This is a genomic window from Rhodanobacter thiooxydans LCS2 (genome assembly GCF_000264375.1).
Taxonomy (GTDB): Bacteria; Pseudomonadota; Gammaproteobacteria; order Xanthomonadales; family Rhodanobacteraceae; genus Rhodanobacter; species Rhodanobacter thiooxydans.
Genome location: NZ_AJXW01000010.1, coordinates 133,480 through 144,313, shown reverse-complemented (window position 1 = coordinate 144,313; position 10,834 = coordinate 133,480). Strand labels below are relative to the sequence as shown.

The 10,834-nt window shown below is 69.2% G+C and carries 11 protein-coding genes and 1 pseudogene; all 12 read right to left on the bottom strand.

The features are described 5' to 3' along the window. A pseudogene (locus tag UUA_RS03100) lies at window positions 1-366 on the bottom strand (hypothetical protein); the annotation flags it as partial. A gap of 91 nt (window positions 367-457) precedes the next feature. After that, window positions 458-883: a flagellar export protein FliJ gene (gene fliJ, locus UUA_RS03095; protein ID WP_008434179.1), complete on the bottom strand. Its 426-nt coding sequence runs from the start codon at window positions 881-883 to the stop codon at window positions 458-460. Beyond that, window positions 880-2,247 (bottom strand): flagellar protein export ATPase FliI, encoded by a 1,368-nt coding sequence (gene fliI, locus UUA_RS03090; RefSeq protein ID WP_008434177.1) that lies wholly within the window; start codon window positions 2,245-2,247, stop codon window positions 880-882. Before fliI ends, fliJ begins: the two co-directional genes overlap by 4 nt. Window positions 2,248-2,389: 142 nt before the next feature. Further along, window positions 2,390-3,010: a FliH/SctL family protein gene (locus tag UUA_RS03085; RefSeq protein ID WP_008434175.1), complete on the bottom strand. Its 621-nt coding sequence runs from the start codon at window positions 3,008-3,010 to the stop codon at window positions 2,390-2,392. Beyond that, entirely contained in the window at window positions 3,010-4,026 is a 1,017-nt protein-coding gene (gene fliG, locus UUA_RS03080) for a flagellar motor switch protein FliG (RefSeq protein ID WP_008434174.1), read from the bottom strand. Before fliG ends, UUA_RS03085 begins: the two co-directional genes overlap by 1 nt. Continuing rightward, entirely contained in the window at window positions 4,016-5,731 is a 1,716-nt protein-coding gene (fliF, locus tag UUA_RS03075; protein ID WP_008434172.1) for a flagellar basal-body MS-ring/collar protein FliF, read from the bottom strand. Before fliF ends, fliG begins: the two co-directional genes overlap by 11 nt. A gap of 47 nt (window positions 5,732-5,778) precedes the next feature. Continuing rightward, window positions 5,779-6,105 (bottom strand): flagellar hook-basal body complex protein FliE, encoded by a 327-nt coding sequence (gene fliE, locus UUA_RS03070; RefSeq protein WP_008434170.1) that lies wholly within the window; start codon window positions 6,103-6,105, stop codon window positions 5,779-5,781. A 173-nt stretch (window positions 6,106-6,278) separates the two neighbouring features. Next, window positions 6,279-7,703 carry a sigma-54 dependent transcriptional regulator gene (locus UUA_RS03065; protein WP_008434169.1) on the bottom strand — a complete coding sequence of 475 codons (1,425 nt, stop codon included), beginning with the start codon at window positions 7,701-7,703 and terminating at the stop codon, window positions 6,279-6,281. A 349-nt stretch (window positions 7,704-8,052) separates the two neighbouring features. Continuing rightward, a complete protein-coding gene (locus UUA_RS03060; RefSeq protein ID WP_008434167.1) occupies window positions 8,053-8,649 on the bottom strand; it encodes a PilZ domain-containing protein in 597 nt (198 codons plus the stop codon). 59 nt (window positions 8,650-8,708) lie between these two features. Next, a complete protein-coding gene (gene fliT, locus UUA_RS03055) occupies window positions 8,709-8,987 on the bottom strand; it encodes a flagellar protein FliT (protein ID WP_008434165.1) in 279 nt (92 codons plus the stop codon). A gap of 2 nt (window positions 8,988-8,989) precedes the next feature. Next, window positions 8,990-9,397 carry a flagellar export chaperone FliS gene (fliS, locus tag UUA_RS03050; protein ID WP_008434164.1) on the bottom strand — a complete coding sequence of 136 codons (408 nt, stop codon included), beginning with the start codon at window positions 9,395-9,397 and terminating at the stop codon, window positions 8,990-8,992. Window positions 9,398-9,409: 12 nt separating this feature from the next. Continuing rightward, the gene (fliD, locus tag UUA_RS03045; protein ID WP_008434162.1) at window positions 9,410-10,804 is read right to left on the bottom strand and encodes a flagellar filament capping protein FliD; all 1,395 of its coding nucleotides are present in this window, start codon (window positions 10,802-10,804) and stop codon (window positions 9,410-9,412) included. Between the last annotated feature and the right edge of the window lie 30 nt (window positions 10,805-10,834).

Below are 10,834 nucleotides of genomic sequence, written 5' to 3'. Positions count from 1 at the left end.
GGCGGGCGCCGGCTCGTCGCCCGGCTCGCGTCGTGGCGCCGATGCGTCCGCTGCGGTCACGTCCGCCAGTTCCGCCTGCACGGGTGCGGGTGCCGGCACTGCAGCCGCGACGTCCGGCTTCGCCGCGGGCACGGCATCGGCCGACGGGTCGTGCGGCGAGCGCGCAGCCGACGTCGGCTGGCGCTCGTCCTGCAGCCCACTCGATGTGTCGTTCGTGCTGCCGGGTTCATGCCGCTGTCGCGCGGCGTGCAGCTGGCTGTCGAAGCCGGGCGGCGTCGCGTTGCCGTCGCGCGGCTCGGCGGCGGCACCGGCTCGCGGAGCGGCCGCGCTGGCGGCACTGGGTGCAGCGGGGGCGGCAACAGTCATGGCGTGGACCATCCTTCGGCAAGGGATGCGCACGACGAACGGTGGTGCGGCCAGCCGCCCCATACGGGCGACGGCAGGGCGGGCTCGGTGGTCATCGCAGCCTCCGGTATTGCATGCGTTCGTCGAGCTCGGCCTGCTCGTGGCGATCGGCGGCCCGGCGCTCTTCCTCGCGGTGCTGCAAGACCACGCTGTCCAGCGCGCTCTCGCGCGCATGCGCGCGGCGCCATTGCTCGCGCAGCCGGGCCAACTGGCGGTGCTGGCGGTCCAGCTCGGCCCGCTGTTGCACGATCGCGCGGTCGATGCGCTCCACGAATTGCTGCCGGTTGAGCAGCGCCGTCACGCTCTGCGCCACGTCGCCGGCGGCCGCGTACTCCAGCCGGTAGCGCTGCAGCTCGGCGAGCTGATGCTCGGCCCTGGCCAGCAACTGCTGCTGCGCCGCCAGCTGCGCCAGCGCATCCTCGCTGCGCTGGCGGGCCTGTTCCACCGCAGGCTCCAGCTGTTTCGCGCGCGAGTTCATGCAGCCACCTGCGCGGCGAGGGCGTCGAGGTTGTCAGCCGCCGCTTCGAGTGTCATCGGTTCATCGACTTCCTGCTGCAGGAACGCGCGCAGCTGCGGCCACATCTCGATCGCCTGGTCGACCTGCGGGTCGGAGCCCTTCTGATACGCACCCACCGCGATCAGGTCGCGCTGCTGGCGATAGGCGGAATAGACCTGACGGAAGCGCTGCGCCGCGCGCAGGTGCTCGCGGCTCACCACCGCCGGCATCACGCGGCTGATCGAGGCCTCGATGTCGATCGCCGGGTAGTGGCCGGCTTCGGCGAGGTCGCGCGACAGCACGACGTGGCCGTCCAGGATTGCGCGCGCGGCGTCGGCGATCGGATCGTGGCGGTAGTCGTCACCCTCGGTCAGCACGGTGTAGAACGCGGTGATCGAGCCGCGCCCGTCGGCGTCGTTGCCGGCGCGCTCGACCAGCGCCGGCATCATCGCGAACACCGACGGCGGGTAGCCCTTGGTCGCCGGCGGCTCGCCGATCGCCAGCGCGATCTCGCGCTGCGCCTGGGCGTAGCGGGTCAGCGAATCCATCAGCAGCAGCACGCGCTGGCCGCGGTCGCGGAACCATTCGGCGATCGCGGTGGCGTACTGCGCGCCGCGCAGGCGCTTGAGCGGCGGCGCGTCGGCCGGCGCGGCGACGATCACCGCACGCGCCCTGCCCTCCGGCCCCAGCGTGTGCTCGACGAATTCCTTCACCTCGCGGCCGCGCTCGCCGATCAGCCCGACCACCACCACGTCGGCGTTGGTGTAGCGGGTCATCATGCCGAGCAGGGTCGACTTGCCCACGCCGGAACCGGCGAACAGGCCCAGCCGCTGGCCGCGACCGACGGTGAGCAGCGCGTTGATCGCGCGCACGCCGACGTCCAGCGGCGCGTCGATCGGCTTGCGCGCCATCGGGTTGATCGGCTCGCGCTTGAGCGCGGCGTGTTCGTCCGAATCGAGCGCGCCCAGCCCATCCAGCGGCACGCCATCGGCGCCGATCACGCGGCCGAGCAGACCGGTGCCAACCGGCAGGCCGCCGCTGCGCGCGTATGGGCGCACCCGCGCGTTCGGCAGCACGCCGTGCAGGTCGCCCACCGGCATCAGCAGCAGGCGTTCGTCGGCAAAGCCGACCACTTCGGTCTCCAGCGTGGCGCCGTCGGCGGTGTCGACCAGGCAACGCGCGCCGAGTGCGGCCTCGCAGCCTTCCGCCTCCAGGGTCAGCCCGACCACGCGGCGCAGGCTGCCCTCCACCACCAGCGTGCGCTCCGCCTGGGCGCGCGCGCCCAACCGCGCGAGCTGGCGTTGCCAGTTCGCCTGCCGCGCCGCGAGGAACGCCTCCGTATTCACTCAGCGCCCCACCGCTTTTGTAGGAGCCCGCTGGCGGGCGATGCTCTTGCTTCCGCTCTTGCGAATCCCGAACCCCGAATCCCGAATCCCGGCCAGAAAAGCATCGCCCGCCAGCGGGCTCCTACAAGGGCGGTCGCGGCGATCATTCGGCGGGTCCTGCGCTGTCGCCGAGGACGGCGTCGATCATCGCGGCCAGGCGGGTTTCCACCCGCGCATCCAGCCGCGATCGTTCGCTTTCCAGGCGGCAGTCGCCGCGCGCGAGTGTTGCGTCGGCCAGCAGCTGCCAGTGCGTTTCGGCTGCGCCCGATTCGCGCAGCAGGGCCAAGTCGTCGGGATGCAGGTGCACGCGCAACTCACGCGTAGCCGCCGGCAGGGCGGTGGCCGCCTGGCGCACCGCCTGGATGACGAGCGCGGGCAACAGCTGCAGTTCGTGCGCGATCACCCGCTGCGCCACGATCATGGCCAGCCGCGCCAGCTCCTGCCCGGTCTGCTCGTCGAGCTGCTGCAGCGGGCGCGCGGCCGCGTCGTACAGTGCGTCAAGTTCGGCCAGGCGCTCGCGCAGTTGTTGCTGCGCCGCGGCGGCGCCTTCGGCGTGGCCTGCCGCATAGCCTTCCTCGCGCGCCTGCTGCTCGAGCGCGGCCAGCTCGCGCACGGTGGGCTGCGGCGGTGCGTTGGCAGCTGCCGACGCGGTCGGGCCGGTGCCCACGTTCGGCAGCTCCCAGCGCTGGAAATCCGCCGCCACGTTGTGGATGGTGGCGGCCATCAGACGAATTCATCCCCGCCCGAGGTGAGGCTGAGCTGGCCGTCGTCAGAGAGCTTGCGGGCAATGCCCAGCACTTCCTTCTGCGCCGCATCGACTTCGCTCAGGCGCACCGGCCCCTTCACCTCGAGGTCGTCGCGCATCATGTCGGCGGCGCGCTTGGACATGTTGGCGAAGATCTTCTCGCGTACCGCCGGCTCGGCGCCCTTGAGCGCCGTGATCAGGGTGCCCGACGGCACCTCGCGCAGCAGCAGCTGCATGCCGCGATCGTCCAGCTCGGCAAGGTCCTCGAACACGAACATCAAGTCCTCGATGCGCCCGCCCAAGGCATCGTCCTGGCTGCGGATGGCCGCCATCAGCTCGGTTTCGCGGCTGGTTTCCATCGCGTTGAGGATGTCGGCGGCGGCCTTCAGCCCGCCGACGCTGGCGGACTTGAGCTTCTTGGTGTTGCCGGAGAACTGGCGCTCCATGATTTCGTCCAGCTCGTTCAGCGCATGCGGCTGCACGCCGTCGAGCGTGGCGATGCGCATCACCGCGTCCGAACGCACGCGCGGCGGCAGGTAGCCGATCACCTCGGCGGCCTGGTCGGGCTCCAGGTGCGCCAGCACCAGCGCAATGATCTGCGGGTGCTCCTGGTTGATCATCTCGGCGATGGCGCGGCTTTCCATCCACTTGAGCGATTCCAGCCCCTTGCTGCTGCGCCCGAGCAGGATGCGGTCGATCAGGCCGCCGGCCTTGGTTTCGCCCAGCGCATTGGTGAGGATCTTGCGGATGTACTCCTCGGTGCCGACGCCCAGCGACGTCTGCTGGCCCATGTCCTGGTTGAGCCGGGCCAGCGCGTGCTCGACGTGTTCGCGCGAGACGCTGGTGAGCCCCGCCATCGCGGTGCCGACCGCCTGCACGTCGCGCGCGCTCAAGTGCTTGAGCACTTCGGCGGCATCCTGCTCACCCAGCGTCAGCAGCAGGATTGCCGCGCGCTGCGCACCGGTGACGGGCGCATCGGAACGATTAGTTGCCATCTTCGCTCACCCAGTTCCTCACCACTTGCGCCACCTGCTTGGAGTTTTCGCCGACCATCCGCCTGGCCTGGCCGACACGCTGCTCGTACGAAAGCGTCGGCATGGCGCCGCCGAGACGGGCCGGTTCGTTGGCCGCCAGCTCGTCGTCCACGCGCACCGAAATCTGCGGCATCGGCGAGGGCATCGCGCGCGTTGCCGTCTCGCCGCGCAGCAGCCCTTTCAGCAGCGGACGCAGCAGGCCGAATACCACCAGCAGCGCGATCAGCACGCCGGCGCCCTGCTTGAGCAGGTCCAGCACGCCGGGCCGGCCCCATAACGGGGTCTCGGGCAAGGCATCGACCGTCGGGCCATGCTGGAACGCCTGGTTGACCACGCTGACGCTGTCGCCGCGGGCGGCATCGAAGCCCACCGCGTTCTTGGTCAGATCGGTCAGGTGCTGCAATTCCTGCGCGCTGAACGGCACGCTCTTGGGCGCCGCCGCCGCATCGCCGGCCGCGTCGTCCGGATTGTCCGCTTTGCCGGCAACGGCCAGCTTGTTGTCCAGCACTACCGCCACGGTCAGCCGCGCCAGTCGTCCCGCGGGGTCGCTGACGTGGCTGATGGTGCGATCCAGTTCGTAGTTGCGGGTGGCGCTGCTGGAGCTCTCGCCCGGACTGGCGGTAACCGCCGTGGCTGTAGCAGCAGAGGCCTTGCCGGCGTCGGGCTTCGCCGCGGTGGGTTGCGCGACCGTCATCGGCGGCTGGTTGCTGAGCGCACCGGGCACGCCGCCCGCGGTGGCATCGCCGGCCCCGCGCTGCTCGCTGCTGGTCTGTTCGCTGCGCAGCGCCGGGTGGTCGTGGCCGAAGGTCTCGGTGGCTTTCTCGGTGCGGCTGAAGTCCAGGTCGGCATGCACCTGCGCATGCACGCGACCGGGGCCGACCAGCGGCATCAACAGTTCCTCGATGCGCTGGGCGTAGGTGTTCTCGATCCGCGTGGCGATGCGCAGGCGGTTGTCGCCCACCGCGCCCGGGCTTTCCGGGTCGGCGGTGAGCAACTGGCCTTGCTGGTCGATCACGGAGACCTGGCGCGCTTCCAGGTTCGGCACGCTGGCCGCGACCAGGTGCACGATCGCCGCCACCTGCCCGGCATCGAGCTGACGACCGGGGTACAGCGTGACCAGCACCGAGGCGCTGGCTTCGCGGCTGTCGCGAATGAACGCGGAAGGCTTCGGCAAGGCCAGATGCACGCGTGCGGCGCGCACCGATTGCAGCCCGCCGATGGTGGTGCCCAGATCCGCCTCCAGCAGTTGCTGGTAGCGCGTACGCTCGGCCAGATCGCTCATGCCGAACGGCGAATCGGCAGCTGGCAGCGCGCTGCTGCTGGCGCTGCCCTGTGGCAAGCCCTTCGCCGCCAGCTTCAGACGCAGCGCGGCCAGGTCGGCGGCCGGCGCCATGATCGACGACCCGTCGCCGCTCAACTGGTAGGGCGTGTTGTTCGCCTGCAACTCCTGGGTGATCGCCGAAGCGTCCTTCTGCTCCAGGCCGGCGTAGAGCAAACCGTAGTTCGGGCCGCGCGACCACAGCACCACCGCCACGCCCAGCGCCACCGCCGCGGCCACCGCCACCAGCAGCACCAGCTGCCGCGTCGCCGGGTTGCGGGCGATCTGCTTGAGGGGGTCCAGGCGCGCACCGTTGTTGGCGGTGGTCGCGATGGCGTTGTCGGCCATGCTGCTGCTCTTCGGCTAGGGGACGGAAGCGGATCGACGCGTATGCGTCAGACCGGCATGTTCATGATTTCCTTGTACGCATCGACCAGCTTGTTGCGCACCTCGACCACCGTGCGCAGCGAGAGGTCGGCCTTCTGCACCGCGACCATGGTGCGGCCGAGGTCGGCACCCGGATCGCCGCGCTCGAAACTCGCCGCCATACGGCCGGCTTCCAGCTGGTTGCGGCCCACGGAGGAAAGCGACTGCCTGAGCACGTCGGAGAAATCCGCCTGCCCGGCGGCAGCCGCCGGCTTGAACGCCGTTTCCGGCGCACGCACCTGCGCGCTCATCTGGCGCATCTGGGACAGCAGGTTGTTGACGTCGATGGTGCTCATCGCGATGCGTCCTCATGACGGATTCCCGACGCGTGACGGGATTCTGAGTGAGTGGTTGCACGAGGCGTGCCAGCTGTTGCCGAGATTCGGGATTGGAGATTCGTAAAAGCAACGGCATCGCCCGCGAGCGGGCTCCTGCGAATCCCGAATTTCGAATCCCCAATCCCGGCTTCTCAAGCCGCCAGGCTGTTCTGCAGGCCGTACTTGCGCAGCTTTTCCACCAGGGTGGTGCGCTGCATGTGCAGCAGGCGCGCGGCATGGGCCACCACGCCGCCGGTGACGTCGAGCGCCTGGCGGATCAGCCCCACCTCGATGTCGGCCAGGTGGTCCTTCAGGTCCAGGCCCTGCTCCGGCAGCGTGCGCAGCGCCTCGGCCACCGGCTGCAGGCCGGCTTCGCATGGCGGCAGCTCGTCTTCCATCAGCGCCAGCAACGCTGCGCCATGCACCTCGTCGACGGCCTGCTCGCCGCGGTATTTCTTTGGCAGGTCGCTGCTGCGCACCTCGCCGTGCGGAAACAGGATGGCCATGCGCTCGACCAGGTTGGAAAGCTCGCGCACATTGCCCGGCCAGGCATGTGCGCGCAGCGACTGCATCGCGCCAGCGCTGAAGCGCACCACGCCCAGCCCGCGGCGGGCGAGGCGCTGGTTGAACTCGGCGATCAGCACCGGCAGGTCGTCCAGCCGCTCGCGCAGCGACGGCAGTTCGAGCGGGAACACGCTGAGCCGGTAGAACAGGTCCTCGCGGAAGCGGTCGCTGGCGATCGACTCCTCCAGGTTGCGGTGGGTGGCGGCGACGATGCGCACGTCGCAACGCAGGGTCTTGCTGCCGCCTACCCGCTCGTAGGCGCGCTCCTGCAGCACGCGCAGCAGCTTCACCTGCATCGGCAGGCTCATGTCGCCGACCTCGTCGAGGAACAGCGTGCCGCCCTCGGCCATCTCGAAGCGGCCCTTGCGCGCGCTGATCGCGCCGGTGAAGGAGCCCTTCTCGTGGCCGAACAGCTCGCTCTCCAGCAGCTCGGCCGGAATCGCCCCGCAGTTGATCGCCACGAACGGCTTGTCGCGGCGTGGCGAATGCTCATGGATCGCCCGCGCCACCATTTCCTTGCCGGTGCCCGACTCGCCCAGCACCAGCACGGTGGAATCGAACGGCGCAACCTGGCGGATCAACGCATTGACGCGCAGCATCGGCGTCGCGTTGCCGACGAAGCGCAGCGCACCGGACTGGCCGCCGAGCAGGCGCGCATAGATGTTGCGCATGGCTTCGGCCATCTTCTCGTAGCGCAGGGGAAACTCCAGCGTGGCCATGCGCGTGGCAAACGGCGACGACGCCGCACCGAAGCGCTCGAGCCAGGGTGAATCGGCCGCCAGCAGCATCGGCACGTGCGACGCGGCGGCACCCAGCAGGGCGAACTGACGCTCGGCCTCGGCGGTGTCGGCGACGCTGCCGACGTACACCGCGCGCCAGGCGTGGGTGGCTTCGTCCACCGCGGCACAGGCGGCGCCGTGCTGCGGTCGGTAGCCCAGGAAGTGAAGGGCAGAGAGCACGGAGTCCACACGCGTCTCGTCGGATTCGATGACCAGGAAGTCGAATTTCTGCATCGCTTTCTCTCCTTACCGCACTGCTCGTTTTGGCGGCCCCATGCTTCCGTCGGGAACGCTTTCTCATCGGTGCCGGTTTCTGTTGCCGGCCTGATGAACCAAGAGCAATTAGGAGGCCAACTTTCCGACCATCGCGTCGGCAAAACGTCGCACGTCGGAAAAACCGACACCGACGCATCGGCAAACACGTCCGGCCGCGTTCCCTAACTGCATGAAACGTGAACGATTTGCGCGATATTCCCGACATGGCATTGCGCCCATGCCAAGTGTGACCGACGTCATGGGAATCGCCGACGGAATTCCACAATTGCGAACTGCATCACATCTTGTGCGTTGACCGGACCACTGCTTACGCAACCGGCTGGCGTGCCCCTGCCACTTTGCGTCGATGATGGCGGAAAACCAGACGCTCAATTGCGTCACCCAGTGCATCGCCCAACGGCGCAAAAGCCACGAACGTCCGACCATCGTCGAACTGCCGCTGCACCTGCGCAGCAAGTTCGAGCGGCAGGCTGCGGCACAGGTCGAAACGGATGCGCAGCAGCCCGCCGGCAGCCGGCGCCAGGCCCGCGGGCAACAGCGCGCCAATCGCGTTGAAGCGCAGCAGCCGCCGCGGCGGCAGCGCGCTGCCGGGCACCAGCAAGTTGTTGACGATCTCCACCAGCACGCTGAGCTTGGCGTCCATGCGCAGCATTTCCTGCATCAGCGGGCTGTCGTCCTCGCCGCCGTCGGCGCGGCGCTCCTCCAGCGCGGCGATCGCCGCCAGCACGTTCGCGTTGCGCTCGGCCAGCTGCTGCAGCAACGCCGGCGAGGGCGGCCAGGCCAGCGGCTCGCAATCGGCATGCAGGCTCTCCTCGCAGCTGACCCGCTGTTCGAAGTCGTCCCAGCCGGTCGCCGTGGCGCCGGCCGAGGAGGTATTGCCCGAGGGCGTGCTGTCTGAGGTCATGGCGTGGGTCCGCGACGCGTTGAGGCCGAAACCGCCACGCCGGCGGGCAACGCCGGTGGTCAGGGCCGGGTATAGGCCGCGATCGCGCGGGCGCGATCGGCTTCCTGCTGCCACTGTTCGGCCGCCGAATCCCGCGCGCGGCCGACGATGGCCTGCAGCTGGCGATCGTACGCCAGAATCTCGTCCAGCCGGGCCAGGCTGTCCGGGTCGGACGCATGCCGGCGCAGCAGCAACGGCTCGCGCTCGGCCTCCAGCTCGATCAGCCGCGACCATTCCTGCGTCTGCGCGGCGGCCAGCATCGCGCGGGTCAGCCCGAGCGCGAGTTCGAGCACGCCCATGCTCACGCGCCGGCCGCCCGCCGGCTGGCTGCGGGAGCGATCTGCACCCAGCTGTCGCGGATCGGCTGCAGCAGGTTGCTGACCTCTTCGATGAGGCTGGCGTCATCGCGCAGGTTCGCCTGCAGCAGGCGGCGGCTCATGTAGTCGTACAGCGAGTCCAGCCGCCCGACCAGCACCGGGTCGGCCTTGGCGTCGAGGCTGTCGCGCAGGCCGCCGAGGATCTCGATGCAGCGCGTGATCGCCTCGCCCTTGGCGGCGACCTCGCCGCGCAGCATGTGCGCGCGGGCCTTCACCAGCCGCTCCAGCGCACCGTCCATCAGCAGCGTGATCAGCCCGTGCGGGTCCGCCGACTCCACCCCGCCGTGCGAGCGGATCTGTTGATAGGCGCCTGCGCCGTAGCCGAATGCCATGACCTTGTCCTCTTATTTCTTGTTGCTGTTGGTGAGCGCGTCGAACTGCTGCTGCAGGTAGCTGCTGGTGCTGTTGAGCTTGCTCATCAGGGTGTCGAGCGCGCTGAACTGCGCCTGGTACATCGCGGTAAGGCTGTCCATGCGGCTGTTCAGCGCGGTCTGCTGGTTGGTCAGGTCGCTCAGCTGCCGGTTGATGCTGCTGGTGCGGCTGGCCAGTACGCCCTGGCTGCCCACCCAGCTGGTCAGCGGGGCATTCAGCTTCGCGGCGAATCCATTGGCGCCGCCGAACAGGTTGCCGACCTGCTTGCCGCCGTCGGATAGCGCGGTCGCCAGCTTGGTGCTGTCCAGGCTCAGGGTGCCGTCCACCTGCAGCGAGATGCCGATCGAGGACAGCGCGGCGCCGTTGGCGGTGCCGCCGATGACACTCGACAGGGTGTTGTTGATGCTGTTGAGCGTGGCGTCGCCGAGCAACGCGCCGGCGGTGCCGGTGGTAGCGTCGTACCTGGTCAGGTTCTGGTAGATGCCGACGAAGCTGTTGTAGGTATTGACCAGGTTGGTCAGCGCGCTGGTGGCCTTGCTGGTGTCGCTGGACACGCTCAGCGTGCTGCTGCCGACCTTGGCCAGGTTGAGGGTGAGGCCGTCGATGGCGGTGCTGACGGTATTGCCAGCACTGCTGGCGGCCAGGCCGTCGATGCTGTATTTGGCATCGGCCGCCGCGGTGACGACGGTCAGGCCGTTGCCGCTGGTGGCCACCGGATCGTACTTCATCGCCGCCAGCTTGCCGTCGCCGCCGCTGCTCGATACCGAGAAACCGTTGGCCGCGCCGGTGCGGGTGCCGCTCAGCACCAGGTGTGCGCCGTCGGTGCCGTTGACGATGGTGGCGCTCACGCCGGGGTTGCTGCTGGAACCGTTGATCGCGTCGCGGATCGCCGCCAGCGAATTGTTGGTGCTGTCCAGGGTGAGATTCATCGACTGGCTGCCCACCGCGATGGTCAGCGTACCGGTGCCGACTGCGGCAGTGTTGCTGGCAAACGCGCCGGACGAAGCCTTCAGCGCGCTGGCCAGCTGTGTCACGGCGATGTTGTAGCTGCCGTTGACCGGAGTGCCGGTGGCACTGGCGCCGAGTACGGTGGCGTCGCTGCTGCCCACCGTGCGCGCGTTGAACACGCTGCCGTCGGTGAGCGGGGCCATCGCCGACTGCAGCGCAGAAAGCGCGGCGCTGACCTGGCCGAGCGCCGAAAGCTGGGTGTTCGCCGCGTTGGTCTGGCTGGTGATCTGGTTCTGCTGCGGCGCCTTCTTGGCGGCCACCAGTTTTTCCACCAGTGAGGCCACGTCGAGCCCGGAACCCACGCCCATGGAGGTCAGCAAACCCGTGGTGGGTGTGGTGGAGCCTACCGTGATAGCCATGGACATCGGTTCCTGTAATGGGGGAAACGG

Bases quoted from the DNA above. Each gene is read 5' to 3' on its own strand.
- fliE (WP_008434170.1), bottom strand. From the start codon at position 6,105: ATGAGCACCATCGACGTCAACAACCTGCTGTCCCAGATGCGCCAGATG.
- fliF (WP_008434172.1), bottom strand. From the start codon at position 5,731: ATGGCCGACAACGCCATCGCGACCACCGCCAACAACGGTGCGCGCCTG.
- fliJ (WP_008434179.1), bottom strand. From the start codon at position 883: ATGAACTCGCGCGCGAAACAGCTGGAGCCTGCGGTGGAACAGGCCCGC.
- fliD (WP_008434162.1), bottom strand. From the start codon at position 10,804: ATGGCTATCACGGTAGGCTCCACCACACCCACCACGGGTTTGCTGACC.
- fliT (WP_008434165.1), bottom strand. From the start codon at position 8,987: ATGGGCGTGCTCGAACTCGCGCTCGGGCTGACCCGCGCGATGCTGGCC.
- fliG (WP_008434174.1), bottom strand. From the start codon at position 4,026: ATGGCAACTAATCGTTCCGATGCGCCCGTCACCGGTGCGCAGCGCGCG.
- UUA_RS03060 (WP_008434167.1), bottom strand. From the start codon at position 8,649: ATGACCTCAGACAGCACGCCCTCGGGCAATACCTCCTCGGCCGGCGCC.
- fliS (WP_008434164.1), bottom strand. From the start codon at position 9,397: ATGGCATTCGGCTACGGCGCAGGCGCCTATCAACAGATCCGCTCGCAC.
- UUA_RS03085 (WP_008434175.1), bottom strand. From the start codon at position 3,010: ATGGCCGCCACCATCCACAACGTGGCGGCGGATTTCCAGCGCTGGGAG.
- UUA_RS03065 (WP_008434169.1), bottom strand. From the start codon at position 7,703: ATGCAGAAATTCGACTTCCTGGTCATCGAATCCGACGAGACGCGTGTG.